Raw genomic sequence first — 24666 nt, 5'->3', positions numbered from 1 at the left:
GCAATGCGCTGCGGCGGGTGATGGAGGGGAAGTTCTCGGTCATTTTCGCGTACCGTGATCCTTTAACGGCTATGATTCGAGGGTAGTGGAGGATGCCGCTCTCCCGCGTTGCTAGGCGGCCCCCGGCCGGTTGATTGTCAGGAAATGCCGTACGACCGGCTTGTCCGTTCCTGAGTGATAGGCGAGGACCTGGCCTTGTAGGTCAGCATCGGCATTTGAAACCCGCTTGTGCTGGCGAAGATGCTCGGCCCAGGATTCGACCATGAACCATTCGACAATCTTTTGCGGATCGGCGGAGTCTTCCGTCACCCCCCATCCGTAGGCGCCGTCCCGCCGCCGCTCGTGGGACATGTCATCCAGCGCATGCAGGAAGGCTGTGCGATGATGTTTTTCGACGTGGTATTCTATGAGGATCAGAACAGGTCCACGGTCATGGGCGACAGGCTCGGCGACCAAGGGTTCTGGCCAGTGGTTGGACGGCACCATATCCGCGTCGCCTGCCGGCAGCTTTAAGCGATGCATGATGAAGCCCGCAATGAGCAGTCCCACCGCGCCGATCAGCAGCGCCCCCGGCACCCCGGCAGCTTCACCAACGGCGCCCCAGCCAAGGCTACCTGCCGTCATCGCGCCATTGAAGACGGTGAGATAGACCGCCAGGCCGCGACCGCGGACCCAGTTCGGAAGCACGGCCTGCGCTGCGCCATTCAGGGTGGTCAGGGCCGTGATCCAAGCGCCTCCGAGAAAGAGCAGAACAATGATGGCGACCCATTTCGGCGGCGCGAGCGACAAAGCGCCCATGACGAGTGCTGTGATAATAGCGGCACCAAGAAGCAGGCCATCGGCATTAAAGCGTTCGCGCAGTTTAGGCATGAGCAATGCGCCGCCGATCGCGCCGGCGCCGACGGCGCCAAGCAGGATACCGTAGAAGCCTGCGTCACCGCCGAGCAATTGTCGGGCGACGAGCGGCAGGAGTGCCCAGATGGCACTGGCGAAGGCAAAGAAGATCGCCGCGCGCAAAAGCACGACATGCAAGGGCTTGCTGGCGCGGGTGTAGCGCAGGCCTGCACGGAACGCGCCGAAGAAGCCTTCAGCCAGCGCATCATTGGCGTTCTTTGCCCGGGGCCACCAGACGAGCGCCGCGATGACGACGAGATAGCTCGCAACATCCGCGCCATAGGTGACGCCCGCGCCGAAGGCAGCAAGGAGTAGGCCGCCGGCAGCCGGCCCGATCGAACGGGCGATATTGATGCCGAGCGAGTTGAGCGCGACGGCGCTCTTGACGTCCTCTCTTTTCACCAGTTCCGGCACGATCGCCTGCCAGGTCGGCCCCATTAACGCGGCGCCGATGCCGCCAAGAAACGTCAGGCCGATCAGCGCACTGACCGAAAGCATGCCGGTATTTGCCAGGATCATGAGGCTTACGCTGACTGACGCGAGCAAGATCTGCACGGCGATCAGGAACTTGCGACGATCGAGAATATCGGTGAGCACGCCCGCAGGTATTGCCAGGAGGAAGATCGGCAGGGTTCCCGCCGCCTGTACCAGCGCGACTGCGGCCGGCGAGGCCGATAGATCGGTCATGAGCCAGGAACTGGCGACATCGCGCATAAAGCTGCCGGTATTTCCGAGGACGGTTGCAGCCCAAAGAACTGCGAAGATTGGCTGGGCAAGGGGAGCAAAGCTGCCCCCGGAGGATTTGGTAGTGCTCATTTGCCAGCTCCCTTGGTCAGATCATTTGCGGCGACAATAATGAAAGCGCCACCGAGCCCGAGATGCTCGAAGAAGGCGTTGGTTGCCATCATGCGGTCCATGCCTGGGGACAGCTCCCAGAAACGAAGGGCGATTAGCGTGGCAAAGAGCGTGAACCCGGCGAGCGCCAGCGCTCCGGCCCAGCGAAGGATCCCCGACACCACCATGGCCGAGGCCGCCAGTTCGAACACGATCACGGCGACCCCGAAGAAGGCAGCCGGATGAAGACCGAAATGCTCCATCTCGCCGATCGCACTCTGGAAATCGAAAAGCTTGGTCAGCGGCCCCTGGATATAGGCCGCGCACAGGGCAAGGAGCGCAAAGGTTCGGGTTGCAGGTGCGGCAACGACCCCGGCAATACGCGGGCGCCAGCTGTTGGAAGAGAGGGAGTGATCAGTCATGTCGGCTCCTGCAATGTTGGCCGCTTCGTCCATGCGGCGGCGTTGTTTCCATCTGATGGAGCGATATTGGCCGCAAAGATTGCCGCCAACAATTGCATCAAAAATTGAGATTCTCTTGCGATACTCGCAACAATGTTCCGTGGGGCAGCAATCTGAACGCTGCCCATCGATTATGTTGAAAAGTCACACAGCCCAGCAGGCGCAGCCGAGTGCGCCGAAGAAACCCTTGAGATCGGCGATCGGCAGTTTCGACGTCCAGGCACCGGCGTGGTCGTGGCCGTGGACGTTGCAGGAACTGGCGCAGCCGCAGGAGAAGATCGCGGTCCGGCGCAGGGAATTCATGCCGGCACCCTGCGGTTCACCCCAGGCCGCATAGCCGCCGAACGTGCGAACGGGTGACCAATCCGGCATGGCAGGCGGGACGTTGTTTTCGTCAAGCGCCGAGAAGTCGCCTGCACCGTAGACGATCTTGCCGCCAACCATGGTCAACTGCGAGGTGAGGTACGAGATCTCGTCTTCGGCGCAGGTGAAGAAGTCCTTGTCCGGCACGACGACGTCGGCGAACTGGCCTTTTTCGATCCGGCCCTTCTTGCCTTCCTCGTTGGAGAACCAGGTGACCTTCTCCGTCCACATGCGCAGCGCCATCTCGCGGTCGAGGCAGTTGGCGCGCGGATAGAGCTGCATGCCGCCGACCGTCTTCCCGGTCACCATCCAGGCAAGGGAAACCCATGGATTGTAGGAGGCGACACGCGTCGCGTCGGTCCCTGCCGAGACGTTGACGCCCTTCTCAAGCATGCGCTTGATCGGCGGCGTGGCCTCGGCGATGCCATGACCATAGCGCTCGACGAAATATTCGCCCTGATAGGCCATGCGGTGCTGGGTAGCGATGCCGCCGCCGAGCGCCGCGATCCGGTCGATCGAACGATCCGAGATCGTCTCGGCATGGTCGAAGAACCAGTTGAGACCTTCGAGCGGGATGTCCTTATTGACCTTCTCGAAAACGTCGAGCGAACGGGAGATGGTCTCGTCATAGGTGGCATGCATGCGCCAGGGCCAACGGTTTTCAGCGAGCACGCGAACCACTTCCTCGAGCTCGCCTTCCATTTCCGGCGCCATTTCGGGCCGCGGTTGGCGGAAATCCTCGAAGTCGGCGGCGGAGAAGACGAGCATTTCGCCAGCGCCGTTGTGACGGAAGTAATCATTACCCTGCTTGTATTTCACCGACTGCGTCCAGTTGAGGAAGTCCTGCTTCTCTTCCCTCGGCTTCTGGGTGAACAGATTGTAGGCGAGGCGTACCGTCAGCTGGTCCTCATCCGAAAGCTTCTGGATGACCGCGTAATCGTCCGGGTAGTTCTGGAAACCGCCGCCCGCATCGATCACGCCGGTAATGCCCAGCCGGTTGAGTTCGCGCATGAAATGGCGGGTGGAATTGACCTGGTATTCGAACGGAAGTTTCGGTCCCTTGGAAAGGGTCGAATAGAGAATGCCCGCATTCGGTTTGGCGAGCAGAAGGCCCGTCGGATTGCCGTTGGCATCGCGGGTGATCTCGCCGCCCGGCGGGTTCGGTGTGTCTCTGGTATAGCCGACGGCGCGGAGTGCTGCGCCGTTCAAGAGCGCCCGGTCATAGAGATGGAGCAGAAAGACCGGGGTATCGGGCGCGATCGCGTTGATCTCGTCGATCGTCGGCAGGCGCTTCTCGGCAAACTGATGCTCGGTGAAACCACCGACTACGCGAACCCACTGCGGAGCCGGCGTGATCGCGACCTGCCGCTTCAGCATGTCCATCGCGTCGGCGAGTGAGCGAACGCCATCCCAGCGGAGTTCCATGTTGAAGTTGAGGCCGCCGCGCACGACGTGGGTGTGGTTGTCGATCAGACCCGGCAGCATGCGCTTGCCTTTCAGGTCGATGATCTTCGTATCCGGTCCGGCGAGCGTCATCACCTCGCTGTCGGTTCCCACCTCGAGGAACAGGCCGTCTTTCACGGCGACAGCGGTGGCGTTCGGATTTGCGCGATCAAGCGTCGTGATCAGTCCGTTGTGAAAAACGATATCGGCGTGCATGGAAGCAGCTCCGGTCTTGATGGGATCGGCGGCATTGGCCGGTGTAAACAGATTTGAAAAGGCGAGGCTTGATGCTGCGCCCAGGAATTTGCGCCGTGTCGTCATCAGCTTTTCCCCAATGTCAAATCGTCGCCTGTGGAGGTCGCCTTCGCTACATTAAGCCCACCCTTCGGAAGGTGACCAAACATGTGCGGCTTGACCTGATGAAGCCAGGAAACGGCAGCGGGCTCGCGGCTCCAGAGATTTTTTGCCAGCGGCACGATCTGTTCGCCGACGAGAATACCTAGCAAGCCGATGAGAGCGATGACGGGCGGAGCCGGGGAGCGGACGTTGAGAAGTCCGTAGATGACGCCGACGAGAAGGCCGACTGCCAGCGATAGAAGGTAAATTTTCATCCGGGCATTCCTTTTCCAAAAAGATCGCCCCGCCAAGTGGATCAGGGCGGGGCTGTTTCAGATCAGATAGAGGCCGGGTTCGGGCCGATCCGCTTGCCGTGCTTGACGCGTTCGGCGCCGCCGTGGACATGCGTAACAGCATAATCGATGCCCATGCCGTAGGCGCCGGAGTGCTCCTTCACTAGCGACGTGACCGCGTCGTAGGTTTCCTTGCGGGCCCAGTCGCGCTGCCATTCCAGGAGGACCTGCTGCCAGGTGACGGGAACGACACCCGCCTGCACCATGCGGTCCATCGCATATTTGTGCGCATCGACGGAGGTACCGCCGGAAGCATCGGCGACCATGTAGATTTCGTAGTCGGTGTCGTTCATGCAGGAGAGCGCGAAGGTCGTGTTGCAAACTTCGGTCCACAGGCCGGCGACAACGACCTTCTTGCGGCCGTCTGCTGCATGCTTGGCCAGCGCGTCGCGGACGTTCTGGTCGTCCCAGGAATTCATCGAGGTGCGCTCGAGGATATCATTGTCGGGGACGACGGCGAGCAGCTCCGGGAAGGTATTGCCCGAGAAACTGTCGGTCTCGACGGTGGTGATCGTGGTCGGGATGTTGAAGATCCTGGCCGCCTTGGCAAGACCGACGACGTTGTTCTTCAAGACCTGGCGGTCGATCGACTGAACACCGAAGGCCATCTGCGGCTGCTGGTCGATGAAGATGATCTGGCTGTTCTGCGGGGTGAGAACCTGAAGCTTGCTGGACATCTCGTGTCTTCCTTTGATTGGGTTGCAGGTAGGTAATGGGGCAGGGAGGGCGGCACGTCTTGAAAGTTATGCCGCCTTATTGTTGGAAAGCGACGTCAGGCAGCCAGCGGTGCCAGGCCGGCTTCGATCTGGTCACGATAGGGCTCGTAGCGAGCCGGCAGTTTCAAAACCTCGCCAAGGTGTGCCGTGTCTTCGTCGCGGTCGAAACCGGGTTCGTTCGTGGCGATTTCGAACAGGACGCCGCCGGGTGTGCGGAAGTAGATAGCCCAGAAGTAATCACGGTCGATGACAGGTGTCACCTGGTATCCCGTATCCATCAGGGCCTTGCGGACTTCGAGCTGCTTTGCGCGGTTCTCGACGGCGAAAGCGATATGATGCACCGAACCCGCGCCCTGCCTTGCGAAAGGTGTTTTCGGAAGAAGCTCGAGGTCGATCGTATCGGCACCATTACCGCCGGGAATGATGAAGCGGGTGACATCGCCATCCGTCTCGGCGCGCTGGTAGCCCATGAAGCCGAGCAGTTCGGACGTAGCAGCGGTATCATGCAGGCGAAACCTCGCGCCGGAAAAACCGCGGATACCGACGCTTTCGTCGATGCCGGCGCCAGTCCAGGCCCTGCGGCCATCGTCTTCCGCTTCGATCAAAGCAAACCCCTCACCGTCCGGCCCCTTGAACAGCAGGCGGTCGGCACCGAAGGCAGTGTCGGCCTGCAGGTTGCCGGCTCCCTTTGCCGACAGGCGATCCTGCCAGAAGGAGAGCGAGCCCTTGGGAATAGCGAACTGGGTTTCGCTGACTTCGCCGACGCCGGGACGGCCGCGCATCACGTCGGGAAAAGGAAAGTAGGTCATGACGGAGCCGGGAGTGCCTGCTTCATCACCGTAGTAGAGGTGGTAGACGTTGGGGTCGTCGAAATTCACGGTCTTCTTGACGCGGCGCAGGCCAAGCGTGTCGGTGAAGAACGCGTTGTTCTGGCGGGCATCCGATGCCATCGACGTGATGTGATGCAGTCCCTTGATATCCTTGATCATGATGTTTCGCCCTTCCGCGACTGGGTTGGTTTGTCTGGTGTGATTGAAACCTACGCCCGTTGATCATCGGCCGGAATTGCAATAATAATTGTCAATGAATTGCGGTGGATGTAATAATCGATGAACGACTACAAGCTGCTTCGAACCTTTCTGCTGGCCGCCGAAAAGCGGAACTTCGCGCAGGTTGCGCGCGAACTCGACATGACCCCGGCAGCCGTCACCCGGGCGATCGCCGCCCTGGAAGAAGACCTTGGCGTGCAACTCTTCGTGCGGACCACGCGCCAGGTGTCTCTGACCACCGACGGCGCGATCTTCGCGGCCCAGATCCAGCCGGCGGTGCAGGCACTGGACAATGCGCGCAAGGACGTGATGAATACCCACAAGGCGGATCATGGCCGCCTGCGGATCAGCGCGCCGACCTGGTTCGGCCAGCAGGCCTTGCCGCCCATCCTGTCGGCCTTTAAGGAACGCTACCCGAAGATCAGCTTCGAGATCTCGCTCGCGGATGGGCTCGTGAACATTATTGACGACGACTATGATCTGGCGATCCGCATTTCCGCGGCACCCTCGGACAAGTTCACGATCTGGCGCAAGATCAGCGTCGTGCGCCGTATCCTCGTCGCAGCGCCGGGCAGCCGGTTTTTCGACATGAAACATCCGAACGAGCTCATTCCCGACGATTGCCTGGCCTATAGCGGTGACAGCAAGCGGGAGACCTGGACGCTGTCGGACGGCAGTGGTAGCGCCACGATTTCTGCGGGCCGGGCATTCAGCGCCAATAGCGGAGAGGTGCTGGCGAGCATGGCGGCCGACGGCGTCGGGGTCGCCATGCTGCCCAAGTTCCATGTGGCCGAGCATCTGCGGACCGGACGGCTGGTCCACGTCCTGCGGGACTGGGCGCCGCCAGACTTATGGTTGACCCTGTACTACCCCCCGTATCAGGTGCTGCCGCCCCGTATCGCCTCGTTCTCGAAGTTCTTTGAACAGCAGGTCCCGGCGTTCATGGCCGTAATGGAGTGAGTTGCGGTCGCGACGCCAAGGTGACACGGCGGGGAAGCTTTTAGTGAGGACCCCGCCCCCAAACGGGCTTATCCGCCTGAAAAATCACCTCTTTGTACTAAATCGCCGTTCAGATCCTTCAAGGCGAATAGCTTTACCGGTAAGCGCGGCTGATAGTAAAAACCGACCATTAGGGCATCGAGAATGTCGATGATCTCTACCTCTTCATAAACGCGCCTATGACATTATTCAGCCGCTAAGACACTCCCCTTCAGACATGCGCTCACACCTGGACCGCACAATCCCAGTCGATGCGGCTGTCAGGCAACGTAGGCGACCACCTGCCCCTTTCAATTGCAGATTTCTCCGAAATGGTGCCATCTGAGGAGTTTCCTGTTGAATCCTATCCACAACCTACAGTTCTGCACACTCGTCATCAGCGATTTTGCGCAGGAGGTACAACAGAGCAATGCGTTCTGCCGGATTGAGGCGTGAAACAGTCTCTTCGCTGATGAGATGTGCCCGGGGATACATCTCCTCGAGCAGGGCCTCGCCCTTGGGCAGCAGGGAGATCACCACCTTGCGGCCGTCGGCCTCGTCCTTGGAGAGATCGATCAGCCCGCGGGCCTTCAGCCGCTCGACGATGCCACGGATGGTCGCCTGGTCGACGGAGGTGGCCTTGACGAGTTCGACCTGTGAACTGGGACCGAGGTCATGCAGCGCGCACAGCGTCACGAACTGCACCGATGTCAGGTCTGGATCGCTGGCATTGGTCTGGAAAATCGAAAGATGACGCTGATAGGCCTTGCGCAGCAGATGCCCGACTTGCTCCGTGACGTGGTAGCCATTCTGAGGCGCCGGCGCTTCGGGCAGGTGTTCGGTGTCTTTTGCGGTCATCGTCGGCGTGGTCCATCGGTTTGCGGCGTCTTTGGCGCGAATGCAGCGCGGACTGCAGCAAACATCACAGCAGGTTGCGCCGGTCAAGGCGTGTCGCGCCGCATCCGCTCCGCGCGATTTCACGCGGAGCGGCTTGGCTATCTCGGTTATTTGAAGTTGTACTTCATTTCCTTGACGGCGATGTCGCCATCCAGAACCATCGGTTCATCGTCGAGGAACAGCGAGCAACCGCGCATCGGGATGTCCAGATGGCAGGCGGTGTCGTTCGGGCCGCCGAGCTCGTTGTTGGGGCCAGTGGAGAACATCACGTTGCCGTAGAAGGAGCGTGCCTCCATGCCCATGCCGCCCGGGAATTCGCCGGGCACCATTCGATGCCACTTGGCGTTCTGATTAAGGCCCCAGCCGACATGGCTCATGCCCATGCCACGCGGGTCGTTGAAACCTGCCATGTAGGATTTGACCAGCTCGGCATCGAGGCCACCGCGGATATCGGTGACCCAACCGTTCTCGATCGTATAGATGATCGGGTCGCGCACGTAGATATTCTGCGGCAGCAGGATATCGCCGGGAGCAACGACGATTGTGCCGTCGACGCCATCGTCGTCACCACCGGTAAAGACAAACCCGGACGGCCAATGATCCCAGCGGCCAGGCTCGTCCGTGCACGCATATTCCGTGACGGTGGGATAGGTATTGAGCTTGTAGGTGACATCTGTGCCATGCGCAGAGGTGATCCGCATCACCTTCGCTTTGGACAGCAGGTCTCCGGCAAATTCGACGCGCTCGCGCAGTTCCTTTGTCGGCAGCATGCGCGCGAGAATCTCCGGCGGTTCGACGGCAGTCAGGATGCGCGTGCCGGCCGCCTGGATCGCCATCTGTTCCGGGCTGAAGAGCAGGAAGATGCAATCGATCAGCATGTCGGCGGCCTTCAGGGCCTCTACCGCGTCCGGCATGGCGGCGAGGCCTGTCTGGCCGACCGCCCACGCACCTGCCGGCGGCACCGGCGGCAAACGCATGTGATACATCTTGGCGCCAAGACGCATGCCCGCCGCCATAAAGGCGTCGGCGTAATCGAGGCGATCGTTGCCCTGGGTAAGGACAATGAGTTTTTCTCCGTCGTGGACGCCCGACATCTTCAACTGATGCAGGCAGATTTCCGTGAAGCTGAATTGATCCATGCTCGTTCCCTTATCTTTGCTTGAAGGCTTGGGTGTTTCGTCCAGTTACGGACATTCGGACTTGACCTTGGCGATTTCGGCGATCGCCTCCTCCCTCGAAACGACATCGCCATATTTGCTGTCGATATCGAAGAGGTTGGCATTGTGCGGATCCGGGTGCCGGTCTCCGACGCATTCGCGCACGACGATGCCACGGAATCCGTGCTGGACCGCGTCGACGGCGGTGGCGCGGATACAGCCGCTGGTCGAGCAGCCGGCCATGATCACGGTGTCGATGCCCTGCGCATGCAGCTGCGAGGCAAGGCTGGTGCCGAAGAAAGCGCTGGCATACTGCTTGACGATAACGAGCTCGCCATTGGCAGGCTCGACGCCGCCGCAGAACTCGGCCAGCACATTGCCTTCGACCATTCCCTTCATGACGGGCGATTTCTTCACCCACATACCGCCGTCAGCGCAGTTTTCCGCAAGATAGAGGATGCGCGTATGGATGACCGGGATGCCGGCGTCGCGGGCGGCCTGGATGAGCGCCGGCGTCTGCGCGACCGCGTCAACCACGCCCGGGGCGTAGAGAGGCGCGCCCTCGGTGGTGTACCCCTTCAGGAAATCGATGACGAGCAGGGCAGGGCGCTGGCCGAAGCCGATGCGGTTACCCCAGACGCCTTGATAATTGCTTTCTGCGCTCTGCATGATTGGTCTCTCTTCAGTATGCGCCGGACAGAAGTGCGCCGGCGCCCGGCACGACTGCTTCCAGACCGAGCTTCTTGAGCATACAGTAAGTTGTCGCCGCAGCGGCGGTCAGAACCGGCTTCCCGGTCATGGCCTCGACCTTGGCAATCACCGGCAGCGACGGCATCTGCACGCAGGCCGACAGCACGATGACATCGACGTTCGACAGATCGAGTGTCTGGACAATGGCCGGGAGATTTTCTGGATCGTGGCGGGCGACATCGAGATTGTCGGGAATTTCAAGGGCCCGCCAATCCATGACCTCGAAACCCTCTTCCCGGATGTAATTCACCACGAGTTCGGTCAACGGTTTCATATAGGGTGCGACGACGGCGATCTTGTTTGCCTTCATCACCTTCAGGCCCTCGATCAACGCGCCAGCGCTGGTAACGACGGGAATGTTCGCGTTGTTTTCCTGAGTGCGACCCGTCAGACGCTTTTCCGACTGGCGGTGATAGCCGAGGCCCATCGCCATGATGGCAACCAGGCAAGCATATCCCAGAACATCGACGCGGGCGTCGGAAAGCTCGACGGCGCAACGGTCGGATTCGGCGTCCATCGCGGCCAGTTCTTCCTTGACCACTTTCTTCATCCGCATGCGGCTGGAGTGGAAGGTGAAGCGCTCGGGGCGGATGGACTGGCGCGCCGTCAACATGGCGGGAATTTCGGTCTCCATCGTTGTGTTGGAGCTCGGAACGATCTGGCCGATACGGTAATATTTCTGCACGGGTGGAATCCTCTGCGTTGCAAAAGCGGGTGCCAAACAAACGGCGGCGGATCGTCGACCCGTCGCCGTTTCAATAACGGGAGAGAAAATCTCCAAGCGCGGCAAAGAAACCGTCGAAATCATCCCATGGGATCATGTGCCCGGCATTGGGCACGCGCACGATTTCCACCGCTGGATAAAGTGCCTGGATTTCGTCCTCATCCGCCGGCTCGATGACGCCTCCGCGACCGGCAACCATAAGCATGGCTGGCTGGTTGAGCTTCGGGAGATCGGAGAAGATGTCGTCCTTGTGGAAGTCCTCGAAGGCGGTGACGATGGCGGGCTCGTAGCAGGTGTGCAGCCATTCGGCGCGCAGCTTCAGCTGTTCGTCGGTCCATGTCGGGCAAAACGCCTTCATGTCTTCCGCATCGATGCCCTTCAGCGCCAGGCGGATGCTGTCGACATACCAGGGCAGCTTGCTCGGGTAGGCGCGACGTCCGGGGCCAGACACAGGCGGATCGATCAGCGCAAGCCGCGAGAACGCCCTAGGTGCCGAAACGGCGGCGCGGATTGCAATGCGTGCACCCATCGAGTGGCCAAGCAGTGCCGGAGCGGAAAGTCCGAGCGCTGAGGCGAAGCCGACGACGTCAGCTGCCATCGTGTCGAGCCCGTATTCGAGATCTGGACCGGTCGAAGACAGCCCCCGGCCGCGCACGTCGATCACGTAGACGTCGTAGCGCTCGGCGAGCCGCTCGGCGACAAATCCCCAGGTGATCGCCGGGCTGGTTATGCCGGGGATCAGGATGACGGCAGGGCCGTTTCCGCCGTAGCGCAGATAGTGTTGCCGAATGCCGTTGGCGAAGACGTTTGCCCCGTACAACGCACCGCCGCTCATGCTGCGGTCTCGCTCTTCAGCGGCTCGGCATAGATGTCGTAGCCATAGACCCACGCGGGATCCTCCTGCTTGAGCAGGAAGGTGTTGGCGTTCGAAACGCTCTGGACACGCGTCGCGCGGTCGCGGCGGTTAGTCTCATACAGTCCGAAAGCGGTGCGGAAATCGTTGATGCCGGTTTCCTGCAGGCAGCGGGTCAGCATGGCGGCGTCTTCGATAGCCATCGCGGCACCCTGCGCCATGTGCGGCTTCATCGGATGGCAGGCATCGCCGAGCAGCACTAGGCGGCCCTTGCTCCAAAGCGGGAGCGGGTTGCGGTTGAACAGCGGCCATTTCGTCACCCCATCGGTGCTTTCGATCAGCGCCTGGATGATCGGATGATAGCCCTCGAACGCCGCCGCCATCTCGTCGCGGCTGCTGTCGACGAAGGCCGAATCGAATTCCCAGGCCGGATGCGGAACGCCGGTGACATAGTAATATTCGTCGCGGCTGGCCGTCGTGTAGTAGACCATCATGTGACGGTCCGGACCCCACCACTTGACGCAATCCTCGAAGGTCAGGTCGTATTTCTTCAGCTTGTCGGACGAGATCAGGGCGCGATGGCCGACCCAGCCGCTGTAATTCGGCTTTTCTTCGCCGAGCAGCGTTTCGCGAACGCGCGAATTGATGCCGTCGGCGCCGATCACGATATCGGCGCGGACCGAGGTTCCATCTTCGAATTCGATCAGTACGTCGGTGCCGCTGTCGTCGAGGCGAGCCAGCTTCTTGCCGAAATGCAAGGTGCCCGGCTGCAGCGCATCGCACTGAATGGCCTGCAGGTCGCCGCGGTGAACAGTGCAATAGGTCTGGCCGTAGCCCTCGAGCGGAACCCGCGCGGTATATTCGCCGGTAATGCCGTCGCGGCTAAACCAATGGCTCGGCGTGCTGCTGATGCTGATGACCTTCTTGTCGACGCCGATGCGTTCGAAAATCTTCAGGACGTTCGGCCCCATATGGATGCCGGCGCCCAGGCGCGAGAAGCTCGGCGCTTGTTCATAGACGTTGACGTCAAAACCCGCGTGCTGGAGTAGCGCACCCGCGACGGCGCCACCGAGGCCGGCGCCGATAATCGCGATCTTTTCTTTTCCGTTAGACATAGCGACCCTTCCTAGCTGTCTTTCGACGCATTGTTCCCACGATTGGAGGCTTCGCAAAATTCTAGCGCATACACTCTAAATAGCAATAGCGAGGCTTTGATTTTCGTCAAAATTGCGCGGAAATTCGCCCGGCAATTGAATATTCTAGCAAAATCGCAACGGCGAAATCCGACTTGTCATTCGTCACTATAAAGCGTATACGCTTCTTAATAAAATAAAAGAGGCAATAGATGCGAAGAGTCGGTGACTGTCGCATCGTTATGGTTTGTGGGCGTCCGCGCGATGTCTGCTGCGTAGCGGTTCGGCCGATGGAAAAAGGCGTGGTCTGTGTTTGGTTCTCCGGTGCGGGGGGCCTGCTTTGACACTGCCAGTTTGCTTCAGTTTGAATGTGAACGACGCCGTCGAGAGCGTCGAAGCAAGCCCGGAAACACCACTCCTCTACATCCTCAGAAACGATCTCTCCCTGAATGGTCCGAAATACGGTTGCGGGCTCGGCGAATGCGGTGCCTGCGCTGTACTTGTCGATGGTCGCGCCGTTCGCTCGTGCACGGTGCCGCTCGGTGCGGTCGGCAAGCGCCGTGTCACCACGCTCGAGGGTCTCGGCACGCCCGAGCATCTGCATCCGGTCCAGGCGGCCTTTATCGACGAGGCCGCTGCTCAATGCGGATATTGCCTGAACGGCATGATCATCGCCACCGCAGCCCTGCTCAATCGCAACACCGATCCCGACGAGGACACGATTCGCGAGGCGCTGCGCCATCACCTCTGCCGTTGCGGAACGCATATGGAAATACTCGCCGCGGCCAGGCGGGCTGTCGCCTATGCCAAGGTCGAGCGAGCGCGCCGATCCATGCCGGACGGTGTCTCGCCAAAAGCCGCGAAGGAGGTCTCCCCGTGACCGACCACCGCCAAATGCCGAAATCGGCCTATATGTCGGCCGCCGACACGCTGCTGATCGTCAACGATGCACTGCTCGGCGATGCGGCCGAACTCTATATCGCGGTGGGTGCCGATAGCCGAGTGACCGCGTTCAACGGTCACGTCGATCTCGGGACAGGCATCCGAACTTCCCTGGCGCAAATCGTCGCCGAGGAACTCAGCGTGCCGTTCGAGCATGTGGACATGGTGCTTGGCACCACCTCCGCCGCACCCGACCAGGGCGCGACCATCGCCAGCGAAACGATCCAGATCACCGCGGTGCCGCTGCGGCAGGCCGCCGCCACCGCCCGCCATCATCTGCTGGCCAAGGCAGCCGAGAAGGTCGGCGTGCCGCTTGAGCGACTGAGGCTGGAAGACGGCATCATCCGTGCCGACGGCGGCGAGAACTGGCAGTTGAGCTTCGGCGACATCGTCGCCGGCAGCCATGCCAGGCTGTCGATCGACAAGCACGCGGCCCTGAAACCGGCCTCGGACTACAAGCTGGTCGGTTCGTCGCGTCCGCGCGTCGATATTCCCGAGAAGGCGACGGGGCGCTGGACCTACGTGCATGATGTCCGCGTGCCGGGCATGCTGCATGGCCGCGTCGTGCGGCCGCCCTATGCCGGTTTCGATCACGGCGACCATGTCGGAAACAGCCTGATTTCGATCGACGAGGCATCGGTCGCGCATATTCGCGGGCTTGTCGGCATCGTCGCCATCGGCGATTTCGTCGGCGTGGTCGCGACCCGCGAGGAAATCGCCATCGAGGCGGCGAAGAGCCTGAAGGTCGTGTGGCGCGCGCCGCCCGAGTGGCCGGATCTCAACGCGCCAGAAAAGGCGCTGCGCGCCAATCCGTCGACCGCGCGCAAGCTTGCCGATCTCGGCAATGTCGATATGGCACTGGCCGGCAGCGCCCAGCCGATGAACCGCACCTATGTCTGGCCCTACCAGATGCACGGCTCGATCGGCCCGTCCTGCGCGGTGGCCGATTACAATGACGCCGGGCTGACCGTCTGGTCGGGAACCCAGAACCCTTATCCCATGCGCCGCGATCTGGCGCTGCTGCTCGACATGCCGGAAGAGCAGATCAGGGTCGAGCGGCTGGAGGCGGCCGGCTGTTACGGCCGCAACTGCGCCGATGACGTAACAGCCGACGCGGCGCTGCTGTCGCGGGCCGTCAAGGCACCCGTCCGGGTCCAGCTGACGCGCGAACAGGAACATGCCTGGGAGCCGAAGGGCGCCGCCCAGATCATGGATGTGCGCGGCGGTCTCGACCTGGAGGGCGGTCCGTCCGCCTATGATTTCGAAACCCGCTATCCCTCCAATCTGGCACCGACCCTTCCCTTGATCCTCACCGGCAAGGTGCCGCCAGTCTCCGACGTCGTGCAGATGGGCGATCGCACCGCCATCCCGCCCTATGCCTACGGGAACCTCCGCGTCACCGTGCACGACATGCCGCCGATCGCGCGCGCCTCTTGGTTCCGCGGTGTGTCGGCGATGCCCAACACGTTTGCGCACGAATGCTATGTCGATGAACTGGCCGCCGCGGCCGGCGTCGATCCGGTCGAGTACAGGCTTCGCTACCTCCACGATCCGCGCGCCGTCGATCTAGTGCGTGCGCTGGCCGAACGGGCAAACTGGGTATCGCATACGACATGGGGCACGCTCGGCGGCGAGGGCGACCTGCTCTACGGGCGAGGGTTCGCCTATGCCGTCTACATCCATGGGCCGTTTCCGGGCAAAGCTGCCGCCTGGGCCGCCTGGGTCGCCGATGTCGCGGTCAATAAGAAGACTGGCGAGATCGCGGTCACCAAGGTGACGTGCGCGCAGGATTCCGGGATGATGATCAATCCGGATGGCGTGCGCCACCAGATCCACGGCAATATCATTCAATCCACCAGCCGGGTGCTGAAGGAAAAGGTCGAATTCTCGTCGACCGCCGTGCAGTCGAAGGAGTGGGGTGGCTATCCGCTGATCACCTTTCCCGAGGTGCCTGATATCGACGTGTTAATGGTGCCGCGGCAGGACGAACCGCCGCTCGGCGTCGGAGAGTCCGCCTCCGTTCCCAGCGCCTCGGCCATTGCCAACGCCGTCTACGACGCCACCGGTATTCGCTTCCGTGAGCTGCCGCTGACGCCGGAACTGGTGCTGGCGGCGTTGAACATCAAGACGGACGAACCGTCGGCCGCCGCGCCCGTCAAGAAGCGGAACTGGTGGAACATCGGTCTGTCGGCCGTCGGTGCCGTCGCGGCTCTGTCCGGTATCGTCACCATGGCCTCGCCATGGCGCCCGGCGATCGGCACCATCCAGCGCCCGAACGCGAACGTCTACAGCGCCGCCACCATCGAGCGCGGCCGGCTGGCGGCGGCGGCCGGCGCCTGCAATGTCTGTCATGTCGGCAATGACGGCACACCCTTTGCAGGCGGACGGCGCTTCGACACGCCGTTCGGCGCCGTCTTTGCCACCAACATCACCCCGGACGCGCAAAGCGGCATCGGCGCCTGGTCCTACCCGGCCTTCGAGCGGGCCATGCGCGAGGGCGTGGGCCGCGACGGCCATCATCTTTATCCCGCCCATCCCTACACCTCGTTCGCGGGCGCCGAGGATGCCGATCTTCAGGCGCTCTACGCCTACATGATGACGCAGGCGCCGGTCGCCGAAAAGGCGCCGGAGACGAAGCTCAAATTTCCCTACAGCATCCGCGCGATGATGGCGGGCTGGAACGCGCTGTTCCTGAAGGCGGAGCCGTTCAAATATGTCGAGACCCGCGATGCGCAGTGGAACAGGGGCGCCTATCTCGTCGAGACCTTGGGCCACTGTTCGGCCTGTCACACGGACCGCAATGTGCTCGGCGCGGAAAAGAGCGGCAGCGCCCGGCTTTCCGGCGGCTTTGCCGACGGCTGGGAGGCGCCGGCCCTGAATGCGTTCGCCGAGGGCCCGGTCGGCTGGACGGCCGATGCCTTCTACGACTATCTGCGCACCGGACACTCGCGCGATCATGGCAGTGCAGCCGGCCCGATGGCACATGTCGTCGAGGTCATGCAGCCGCTGCCGGATAGCGATATTCGCGCCATGGCGACCTATCTCGCAAGCCTCAACGAGGCGCCCGCCGATAGCAAGGCGCAGAGCCAGGCCGCCCTTGCCGCGAGTGAAGCGGCAAAGGCTTCCGCCGCGCGGATTTCGCCGAAGGGCGAGCGGCTGTTTAATGGCGCCTGCGCCACGTGCCATTCTGGAAACACGATCCTGTCGTCGCTGGCACTCAACAGCAACCTTCATGCGGCGACCCCTGACAATCTCATCCAGGCAATCCTGAACGGTGTCGAGGCGCCGGCAATCCTTGCGCAGACGACCGGCCGCCAAGCCCCGGAGGTGATGTCGATGCCGGCTTTCCGCCGGACGCTGAACGACGGCCAGATCAAGGATCTCGCCGATTATCTGAGAGCGCGCTTCGCCCCCGACAAGCCGGCCTGGACGGAAACGACCAAAGCCATGCAACGCGTGACGGCAGCAAGCCACTAGGGAGAGACGAGTTGGAGCAGATCCCAACCGGGCAGGATATCGGCCGCCGCGACTTGTTCGAGAACCCGACAGCCGCGTTTCGCCCGTCGGCCTACTGGTTCTGGCATTCGATCCCGGCAGAGGACGTTTGCCACGCGCAGCTCGCCGATTTCAAACAGAAGGGGATCGGCACGATCCTGATCCAGGCCCGTCTCGCAATGTCGCGCGATGACTACCTGTCGCCGGCCTATCTGGACGCCTATCGTGTTGCGGCTGGGATTGCCGGCAAGCTGGGCCTGAAGCTCGGGATCTACGACGATTACAACTGGATCAGCGGTCACGCCGGCGGCCGGACGGTCGTGGACCGCGACGACCTGCGCGAGCGCCACCTGTTCTGGTCGTCCTCGGGAGGGGCGCGGGGCGAGATCAGCGGCATCCATCCGCCGTTCACCCGGACAATGGGCCCCGATATCGTCGCGTGGCAGTATGAGGGCAGCATCGTCGAGTGGTGCGAATGGACCGTCGAGGCAGCGCTGCTGCATCCGTCGGTCGGCATCGACAGCCTCGATCAGGTGGTCGATGTCACGGCGCGGACATCCATCATCGAAAGCGACGGAATATCCTGCACCCATGCGTTCGACGGTGTACCCGCCGAGGGGCAGGTGCTCACGGTGTTCGTCAGCGCCCGGTCGAGGACCTCGCGGCTGATCAATTATCTCCTGCCGGAGGCTGCGGAGCGGTTCATCGAAGTCGGACTCGATCCGCTGATCGAGGCGCTTGGCGCTCTCGTGCCAGACCCCGTCGGCTTCGTATTCTACGACCAGCCGGCGGCGGGTTTCTACAAGTGGAGCCAGATCTCCGGTGACCTCGGCAACAGCCTGCTCTATGCGCCGACCCTGCCGGACGCCGTGTCGCGCGGCACGGGAGAGACCTTCGCCAGGGCCCTGATGGCGCTGGTGCGTGGCGTCGGGCCTGAAACCCTGCGGCTGCGCGCCCAATTCTACGCCGCTTATTCGGCCCTGATGAACGAGGCCTTCTCCGGCACGTTGCGCCGATGGGCCGAGGGCAGGGGGATCGTCCTCACTGGGCACGAAATCCTGCCGCATGTCAGTTCGTGGTCGCTGAACGGCGGTTTTACCAGCATCGACCCCAGGGTGGCGCTTGCCGTGGATTTCTTCGGCATCGATGCCTACCGGCACGAGACGGCCGTTGATTCCAACAATTTCGTGGCGCAGCTGGCGCCGAAGCTCGGCGACTCCGTTGCTCGTTCGAATGGTCGCAGCCGATGCGTCGTCGAAACTTATGCCAGCGCCGAGCGAACGCCCGTGCGTGCCGCCGGGCAATGGGAACTGACCCTGGAGACGATGCGGGCGCAGGCCATCCGGCTTCACTGCCTCGGGAGCCGACAGTTCCTCTGGCACGGCGTCTACCAGACGGACGGGCGCGACGACGATCCGACGCCGTTTTCCAATCCACGTTTCGATTTCGGGCCGGGCATCAATTTCGAGCCGTGGTGGAGCTACCACGATCTGTTTGCCGAGGAGACGGCACGGATTTCCGCCTTCATCGAGGGGGCCACGCCCCGCACGCCGGTTGCGATCCTTTATCCTCTTCATACAGCTTTCGCAGAAGGGCCGCGCCACAGCCATGCAACCCATATCGGCGCCTGGTGCAAAGGGCTCTTAGCAGAAGGCTGCGACTTCATGTTCGTCAGCGAGGCCGATTTGGCGACCGCTACGATCGAGAACGGCCGCCTGCGCGCGTCCGGCCTTGTTTTCGATGCTGTCGTTCTGCCGTCCGTCACCGTGCTCGAGACGACGAAGACCTTGCACACGCTCGCCGTCTTCAAAGCGGCGGGTGGTGCTGTCTGGTCTTCAGGCGAGCGGCTCTCCACCGTCTGCGATGGCGCAGCGGGGCGTGCCGTCGGCCCGTCGATCCATCTCGAAGGAATGCCCGGCAAAGACGACATCACCGCTCTGTTGCAGTCGCTTCGGTCATCGGGTCCAGATCTTGCCTGTCATTCCGCGGGCAGACCCTGGCAATGGGTGGGGTATGAGGACGCTGGTTGGTGGCGGGTCGTGCTGTTCAACGATGGCGCATCGCACCTCATCAGTGAGATTTCCTTCGGCGACGGTTTCGCGTGCGAGGTCTGGTCCGCGACGACGGGAGACGTGGGAAAGGCAACCGCCTTCAGCCACCTGACAGTCGCGCTCGCGCCCCAGGAGGTGCAATGCATTCGACTGAGCAAGACGACGCAGAAGACCACCGTGCGAGGCCATCTCGAGCACCAGCCGCTGCTTGCCGCGCCTCGGGCGATATCGCTTGTCGACGGCTGGAGCTTCGCGCCGGACCCTGACGCGGGATTCGTGCCGATCTCGGTGGTTGCAGGGTGGGAAACGCAGGGTTTTGCCGGGTTCTCCGGTACCGGCATTTATCGGCTGGCGCTCGAAATCGGCGATGAGGCCGAGTGGGTCCTCGAATTGCCCGAGGTCCACACGGTGGTCGCGGCGCTGCTCGATGGCCGGCAGATCGATCGAAGAGGCTGGCGCCCCTATCGCTTTGCTCTGGGGCGGCTGCTTCCAGGCGTCCATTCGCTGGAACTGCGCGTCGCCAACACGGCCGCAAATCGCTACTACATCAACACGCCTTATCTCGGTGACACCGCCGACAAGAGCGGCTTGTCCGCCGCACCGAAGCTTATCCAGCTGGCAAACTGACCGGAAGTTACAGATCCATGCTACAACATTCGACGATACCCCTGATGCGTGCCTGGAATAGCTGGTCCAACCGGCCGGCCGAAATGGTCTTCCTGCCGCTCGGCGTGCGGATCACACCGGTTCTCTATTCGACCCGCAGCAAGACGACCTCCGCGATCGAGCCGCGACGCGATATGGTTCGCCTCGGCCGTCACACCATCGACGGCTCGCTGATCGAGCTGGAGACCGAGCTCAGCGGCACGACGGTCGCCTTTTCTACGACGAAGACAGACCCCTTCGCCATCCGCGGCAGTTGGAACGGCAAGGTATCGGCCGAGTGGGGACTGCGATTCTGGCTGACGCTGGCAATCTCCTCAGATGGCGGCGAAGTGGTGGTCCATGACGCGGGCCGCAACATTACGCTGCTGAAGGTCGGAACGCGCTTCGTGGCGGTCGCGACCGCCGAGGCGCCGGTGCACGTCACCGGTCATGAGACGATCGACGCGCTGCGGGCCGACTTCGAGGAAAACGGTTATTTCTATACCGCCACCCGCAGGAGCGAAGCGCCGTTGATTGCCCTGCGTTTCAATCTCGAGATGATGCGCCAGGGCGCCTATGCCGCAGGCGTCGCCGACAGTGCCGAACTGGCGATCGCCAAGGCGCAGGCATGCCTTGCCGCCGACGCGCCAGCTGCAATCGCCGATGCGCAGACCGGCGTGTTCGAGGGCGCGCTCGACGCGATGCGCGACGTCGTCGCCTGGAACACCATCTGGGACGAAACCAACGCGCGTTCCTACACGGCGGTCACCCGGATCTGGAACCTCGGGAAATTCGCCGTCTGGTTCAACGACCAGATTTTCGCCGCCCTTCTTGCGGGCGTGTTCGACGCCGATCTGGCGCGCGAGAACATGGCGACCGCGATGGCCGGCGCAACCCCGCAGGGCAATATCGCCTGCATCGTCACCTCCAACGATGCCTGGGTCGATCGCAGCCAGCTGCCGTTCGGCGCACTGGTCGTCTGGCAGCTCTACCAGCGGACCGGCGAGCGGTCGATGATCCAGGCAAGTTACGAGGCGCTGGTGCGCAATCGGCGCTGGTGGCAGGACAACCGCGATCCGGACGGTTTCGGCCTGCTGTCCTGCGGCACCTCCGACGTGGGCGAGGGCCTCTACAAGGGGACGGCCTTTGCCGCGCGCAACGAGACCGGCATGGACAATTCCGCGACCCATGACGAGGCGATCTACGATCCCGTCACCCGGACGCTGTCGACCTTCGATCTCGGCCTCAACTGCGCGGCCGCTCTCGATGCCGAGATGCTTTCGAAAATGGCCGCCGTGCTCGGCAAGCATGACGATGCCCGCGAATTCGCCGCTCTGGCCGAGCGTCAGCGGACGCTGATCTCGCAGACGCTCTGGGACGAGAGCCGCGGCATCTTCGCCAATCGCCAGCGGCGCGGCGGTTTCGTGCGCTCGCTGTCGCCGACCAGCTTCTACCCGCTGCTGTGCGGAGCCGCGACGCCGGCGCAGGCGGCGCGTCTGCTCGAGCATCTGAGCGACGAGACAACCTTCGGCGGCGATTTCGTGCTGCCGAACGCAACGCGAGACGGTCCGGCCTTCGCCGACAACGTCTACTGGCGCGGGCGCATCTGGCCGAACGTCAACTATATGGTCTGGCTTGGCCTGCGGCGCTACGGTTTCGTGGCGGAGGCGAGCAAGCTGGCAAGCCAGAGCTACGACCTGTTCATGAAGAACTGGCGTTACGATCGCATCGCCGCCGAAAATTACAACGCGGTGACCGGCGAGGCAATGGATCAGGGCGATACCGATCCGTTCTACATCTGGGCCGCCATGCTGCCGCTGATGGCTGCCAGTGAGATCGTTGACTTCGATCCGTGGACCGGATGGACGATGGGCCATGCCGGCCGGGATGTGGTGCTCGGACCTATGGTCTCGCCGTCGGGAACGCTCGAGCTGGTCGTCAAGTCCGGAACACTGGTGATGACTTTGAACGGGCGCGCAGCACTGAAGACAGATCTGCGCACCACGCTGTCGCGCATCGTCTTCGCCAACGGGCGGGTGGCCTGCACGATTGCTCCGGTCTCCGAGGCAGGTTTCATCGAGTTGCCAGGCTTGGCATTGGGCGATGTTCTTGCCGCCCGCATCAACGGGCAGGACATCAACTATGTGTCGGGCGGCGACGGAATACGCGTCATGATTGCTGAACACGCGGAGGATCGCCGGCTCGACGTCTATTTTTCATCGTCAAGCGCTCACTAAAGCAAGGCAGTGCTTGACAGGTCTCGATTCCTCACGGATAGTTTGTGTACATATAAAATAAAAGACTGATGCTAAAGTCAGAGGGTTGAACGAACAGCTTGCAGGAGATCCGTGGATTCATGCCGGCCGCTCAGTGAAGTGATGTGCTGCTCTTACAGAGGTGGTGTGCCGCTGCGTCGCAGCGCGCGCTTCATTTCGCCGAGACGTCAGCGCCCCACGGACAATGCCCATCTGCTTTTAGTATGTATACAAATGATTGAGCGCGCTTTGGCACGTTGTTTGTTTTCAAGCTAGCCGATCCGTTGAGGTCGATGACCGCGGGTCATGATGGTCCATAACTGTGTATCTTCAAGAGGGGTGCCACAATGACTGAACTCACCAGACGCAACACAATGAAGTTGATGTCCGCAGCACTGATTGCTGGCGTCAGCATCTCCACCTTGCCGCGGAAAGCCTTTTCGGCCGGATCCATCACGGTCCTCAACTGGCAGGGCTACGGCACCGACGAAGCCTGGTCGCTGAAGGCTTTCACCGAAAAGACGGGCATCACAGTCGTCCATGACTACTACAGCTCGGAATCGGAAATGTTGACCAAGATGCGCACGAATCCGGGCGCCTACGATCTTGTTATCCTCAACGCTGCGCGTTGCGCCCAGGCGGTTGCCGAAGACCTGCTGCAGCCGATCGATTTCAGCAAGGTTCCAAACGCGTCAACAGTCGACGAGACCCTGCGCGCCAACCCGAACTTCAGCAAGGATGGCAAGGGTTATGCCGTTCCGTGGGTCTGGGGCATGACCTCGCTTGCCATCCGTGAAGGCATGACCGTTCCCGACAGTTACGCGGTGCTCGCCGACCCGGCCTATAAGGGCCGTGTTGCCATGGACGACGACGCCATCATCAATGTCGGCGTTGGCGCGCTGATGAGCGGGCAGGACATCAACGATCCCAAGGATCTGGCTGCTGTTACCGCCGCGCTGAAATCGATCAAGCCGAACGTCAAGTTGCTGTGGTCGACGGAAGATCAGTGGAACAAGTCATTCGCCGCCAAGGAATTCGACCTGTCGCTGTTCTGGTCGGGCGGCTCGGTGCGATCCAAGCGCGTTTCCAAACTTCCGGTTCAGTTCGTAGTGCCTAAGGAAGGCGGCGTCGGTTGGGTCGATGGTCTCGGTGTTCCGGCATCGGCTCCGAATCCAGAAGGTGCTCTTGCCTTCGTCAACTGGATGATCGATCCGACATTCTATGTCGAATGGGCAACCAAGATCGGGGCGCCCGCCTCGTCGAATTCGGCAGCCCTTTCAGCACTTCCTGCTGACGATCTCACCCGCCTGGTACACAAGACCGAATATTTGAAGACGACGTCCTTTGTCTCGGGCATTCCCGACGACCGGCGCGAAGCCTTCAACAATGTCTGGCAGGAAGTGAAAGCCTTCTATGCAGAATGATCGTCTGATATCAGCGTCAGAGCGCGGACCTTCGGGTCCGCGCAGCCGGCGCCCGCTCCCGCCATGGGTTTCGACGACGGCGCTGCTGCTGCCGACCTATGGATGGCTGACACTTGCCGTCTTTCTGCCGCTGCTGACCATGTTCGTGTTCAGCTTCATGTCGGCGACACCGATGGGCAAGGCCCCGATCGTCTTTACGCTGAAGCAGTACCGCGCGTTCATCGATCAACCCTATCTGGTCGGGATCGGCATCACGTCCCTGCTGATCGGCTTCTGGACGACGCTGTTCTGCGCCGTGCTTGGTTTCCTGGCGGCCGTGGCGCTGGTCCGCTCGACCTTCGGCAAGACGCGCGAGATGTTATTGATCCTCATTCTCCTGCCATTCTGGACCAACGGTCTTGTGCGCGTCTTTTCGTGGACCATGGTGCTGCGCGAAAACGGCTTTCTCGACAGTCTGCTGCATATGATTGCTCCGGACGCGGGTTCCATCGGCTTTCTCTACACGCGCTATGCCGTGGTGGTTGGTCTCGTTCACGGCTACCTGCCGTACATGATCCTGACCTGCTACATAGCGCTGGTGGCCATCGACGACGCGATCATTGAGGCTGCTTCAAGCCTCGGTGCGCGCTGGTGGACCATCCTGTTCAAGATTTTGATGCCGCTTGCGGCTCCCGGACTGCTCTCCGGCGCCGTTTTGATCTTCATTCCGGTCATCGGTTCATTCATGGAACCGCGCATTCTGGGCGGTCGTGTCGGCGTGACCATGGGAACGGTGATCGAGGATCAGTTCACCCAGGCCTTCAACTGGCCTTTGGGCGCATCGTTGTCCTTTACGCTGCTGGCTGTCGTGCTCGCAATTTTCGCAACCTTCTCCGGTGTCCTGCGCCGCGGGACGGTCGCTTGAGGAAGGGAT

19 protein-coding genes are annotated in these 24666 nt (G+C 61.9%); 7 read left to right on the top strand and 12 right to left on the bottom strand.

Annotated elements, in window-relative coordinates:
* Window positions 1-111: 111 nt before the first annotated feature.
* The 6 genes from FFM53_RS28555 to FFM53_RS28530 all read right to left on the bottom strand — a co-directional run bounded on the left by FFM53_RS28555 (window position 112) and on the right by FFM53_RS28530 (window position 6389).
* Window positions 112-1710, bottom strand: coding sequence for an MFS transporter (locus FFM53_RS28555; RefSeq protein WP_138390750.1), 1599 nt, complete (start codon window positions 1708-1710; stop codon window positions 112-114).
* Window positions 1707-2150, bottom strand: coding sequence for a DoxX family protein (locus FFM53_RS28550; RefSeq protein WP_138390751.1), 444 nt, complete (start codon window positions 2148-2150; stop codon window positions 1707-1709). Before FFM53_RS28550 ends, FFM53_RS28555 begins: the two co-directional genes overlap by 4 nt.
* 183 nt (window positions 2151-2333) lie before the next feature.
* Complete coding sequence (locus FFM53_RS28545; protein WP_138390752.1) at window positions 2334-4316, bottom strand: amidohydrolase; 1983 nt, start codon at window positions 4314-4316, stop codon at window positions 2334-2336.
* Entirely contained in the window at window positions 4316-4606 is a 291-nt protein-coding gene (locus FFM53_RS28540) for a XapX domain-containing protein (RefSeq protein WP_138331118.1), read from the bottom strand. Before FFM53_RS28540 ends, FFM53_RS28545 begins: the two co-directional genes overlap by 1 nt.
* 62 nt (window positions 4607-4668) lie before the next feature.
* Window positions 4669-5361: a hydrolase gene (locus FFM53_RS28535; protein ID WP_129421021.1), complete on the bottom strand. Its 693-nt coding sequence runs from the start codon at window positions 5359-5361 to the stop codon at window positions 4669-4671.
* A 95-nt stretch (window positions 5362-5456) separates the two neighbouring features.
* Complete coding sequence (locus tag FFM53_RS28530) at window positions 5457-6389, bottom strand: VOC family protein (protein WP_138390753.1); 933 nt, start codon at window positions 6387-6389, stop codon at window positions 5457-5459.
* 120 nt (window positions 6390-6509) lie between these two features.
* Between FFM53_RS28530 and FFM53_RS28525 the strand changes: the two genes are divergently transcribed.
* Window positions 6510-7409 carry a LysR family transcriptional regulator gene (locus FFM53_RS28525; protein ID WP_138331121.1) on the top strand — a complete coding sequence of 300 codons (900 nt, stop codon included), beginning with the start codon at window positions 6510-6512 and terminating at the stop codon, window positions 7407-7409.
* Window positions 7410-7802: 393 nt separating this feature from the next.
* Here FFM53_RS28525 and FFM53_RS28520 read toward each other — a convergent pair whose 3' ends face one another.
* The 6 genes from FFM53_RS28520 to FFM53_RS28495 all read right to left on the bottom strand — a co-directional run bounded on the left by FFM53_RS28520 (window position 7803) and on the right by FFM53_RS28495 (window position 12923).
* Entirely contained in the window at window positions 7803-8285 is a 483-nt protein-coding gene (locus FFM53_RS28520) for a MarR family winged helix-turn-helix transcriptional regulator (RefSeq protein ID WP_138331122.1), read from the bottom strand.
* A 146-nt stretch (window positions 8286-8431) separates the two neighbouring features.
* Window positions 8432-9463 (bottom strand): 2,5-dihydroxypyridine 5,6-dioxygenase NicX family protein, encoded by a 1032-nt coding sequence (locus FFM53_RS28515; RefSeq protein WP_138390754.1) that lies wholly within the window; start codon window positions 9461-9463, stop codon window positions 8432-8434.
* Window positions 9464-9508: 45 nt separating this feature from the next.
* A complete protein-coding gene (locus FFM53_RS28510) occupies window positions 9509-10150 on the bottom strand; it encodes an N-carbamoylsarcosine amidohydrolase (protein ID WP_138331124.1) in 642 nt (213 codons plus the stop codon).
* A 13-nt stretch (window positions 10151-10163) separates the two neighbouring features.
* Window positions 10164-10916 carry a maleate cis-trans isomerase family protein gene (locus FFM53_RS28505; RefSeq protein WP_138390755.1) on the bottom strand — a complete coding sequence of 251 codons (753 nt, stop codon included), beginning with the start codon at window positions 10914-10916 and terminating at the stop codon, window positions 10164-10166.
* A gap of 70 nt (window positions 10917-10986) precedes the next feature.
* Window positions 10987-11790: an alpha/beta fold hydrolase gene (locus tag FFM53_RS28500; protein ID WP_138390756.1), complete on the bottom strand. Its 804-nt coding sequence runs from the start codon at window positions 11788-11790 to the stop codon at window positions 10987-10989.
* The gene (locus FFM53_RS28495) at window positions 11787-12923 is read right to left on the bottom strand and encodes an FAD-dependent monooxygenase (RefSeq protein WP_138331127.1); all 1137 of its coding nucleotides are present in this window, start codon (window positions 12921-12923) and stop codon (window positions 11787-11789) included. Before FFM53_RS28495 ends, FFM53_RS28500 begins: the two co-directional genes overlap by 4 nt.
* A 358-nt stretch (window positions 12924-13281) precedes the next feature.
* On the opposite strand from FFM53_RS28495, the gene FFM53_RS28490 reads away from it, so the two are divergent.
* The 6 genes from FFM53_RS28490 to FFM53_RS28465 all read left to right on the top strand — a co-directional run bounded on the left by FFM53_RS28490 (window position 13282) and on the right by FFM53_RS28465 (window position 24657).
* Window positions 13282-13821 carry a (2Fe-2S)-binding protein gene (locus FFM53_RS28490; protein WP_245456294.1) on the top strand — a complete coding sequence of 180 codons (540 nt, stop codon included), beginning with the start codon at window positions 13282-13284 and terminating at the stop codon, window positions 13819-13821.
* Window positions 13818-17360, top strand: coding sequence for a molybdopterin cofactor-binding domain-containing protein (locus FFM53_RS28485; protein ID WP_138390757.1), 3543 nt, complete (start codon window positions 13818-13820; stop codon window positions 17358-17360). The genes FFM53_RS28490 and FFM53_RS28485 overlap by 4 nt, the downstream gene beginning before the upstream one ends.
* Window positions 17361-17371: 11 nt before the next feature.
* Entirely contained in the window at window positions 17372-20056 is a 2685-nt protein-coding gene (locus tag FFM53_RS28480; protein ID WP_138390758.1) for a carbohydrate-binding protein, read from the top strand.
* Window positions 20057-20073: 17 nt separating this feature from the next.
* Window positions 20074-22311 (top strand): MGH1-like glycoside hydrolase domain-containing protein, encoded by a 2238-nt coding sequence (locus tag FFM53_RS28475; protein WP_138390759.1) that lies wholly within the window; start codon window positions 20074-20076, stop codon window positions 22309-22311.
* Window positions 22312-22676: 365 nt separating this feature from the next.
* Window positions 22677-23753: an ABC transporter substrate-binding protein gene (locus FFM53_RS28470; RefSeq protein ID WP_138390760.1), complete on the top strand. Its 1077-nt coding sequence runs from the start codon at window positions 22677-22679 to the stop codon at window positions 23751-23753.
* Window positions 23743-24657: an ABC transporter permease gene (locus FFM53_RS28465; RefSeq protein ID WP_138390761.1), complete on the top strand. Its 915-nt coding sequence runs from the start codon at window positions 23743-23745 to the stop codon at window positions 24655-24657. Before FFM53_RS28470 ends, FFM53_RS28465 begins: the two co-directional genes overlap by 11 nt.
* The last annotated feature ends 9 nt before the right edge of the window (window positions 24658-24666 follow it).

It is taken from the genome of Rhizobium indicum, from assembly GCF_005862305.2.
Taxonomy (GTDB): domain Bacteria; phylum Pseudomonadota; class Alphaproteobacteria; order Rhizobiales; family Rhizobiaceae; genus Rhizobium; species Rhizobium indicum.
Note: the sequence above shows the minus strand (reverse complement) of the source record. Positions and strands in the feature narration are given on the sequence as shown.

Coding starts and splice junctions, on each gene's coding strand:
- FFM53_RS28555 (WP_138390750.1), bottom strand. CDS start 1,710: ATGAGCACTACCAAATCCTCCGGGGGCAGCTTTGCTCCCCTTGCCCAG.
- FFM53_RS28550 (WP_138390751.1), bottom strand. CDS start 2,150: ATGACTGATCACTCCCTCTCTTCCAACAGCTGGCGCCCGCGTATTGCC.
- FFM53_RS28545 (WP_138390752.1), bottom strand. CDS start 4,316: ATGACGACACGGCGCAAATTCCTGGGCGCAGCATCAAGCCTCGCCTTT.
- FFM53_RS28540 (WP_138331118.1), bottom strand. CDS start 4,606: ATGAAAATTTACCTTCTATCGCTGGCAGTCGGCCTTCTCGTCGGCGTC.
- FFM53_RS28535 (WP_129421021.1), bottom strand. CDS start 5,361: ATGTCCAGCAAGCTTCAGGTTCTCACCCCGCAGAACAGCCAGATCATC.
- FFM53_RS28530 (WP_138390753.1), bottom strand. CDS start 6,389: ATGATCAAGGATATCAAGGGACTGCATCACATCACGTCGATGGCATCG.
- FFM53_RS28525 (WP_138331121.1), top strand. CDS start 6,510: ATGAACGACTACAAGCTGCTTCGAACCTTTCTGCTGGCCGCCGAAAAG.
- FFM53_RS28520 (WP_138331122.1), bottom strand. CDS start 8,285: ATGACCGCAAAAGACACCGAACACCTGCCCGAAGCGCCGGCGCCTCAG.
- FFM53_RS28515 (WP_138390754.1), bottom strand. CDS start 9,463: ATGGATCAATTCAGCTTCACGGAAATCTGCCTGCATCAGTTGAAGATG.
- FFM53_RS28510 (WP_138331124.1), bottom strand. CDS start 10,150: ATGCAGAGCGCAGAAAGCAATTATCAAGGCGTCTGGGGTAACCGCATC.
- FFM53_RS28500 (WP_138390756.1), bottom strand. CDS start 11,790: ATGAGCGGCGGTGCGTTGTACGGGGCAAACGTCTTCGCCAACGGCATT.
- FFM53_RS28495 (WP_138331127.1), bottom strand. CDS start 12,923: ATGTCTAACGGAAAAGAAAAGATCGCGATTATCGGCGCCGGCCTCGGT.
- FFM53_RS28475 (WP_138390759.1), top strand. CDS start 20,074: ATGCTACAACATTCGACGATACCCCTGATGCGTGCCTGGAATAGCTGG.
- FFM53_RS28470 (WP_138390760.1), top strand. CDS start 22,677: ATGACTGAACTCACCAGACGCAACACAATGAAGTTGATGTCCGCAGCA.
- FFM53_RS28465 (WP_138390761.1), top strand. CDS start 23,743: ATGCAGAATGATCGTCTGATATCAGCGTCAGAGCGCGGACCTTCGGGT.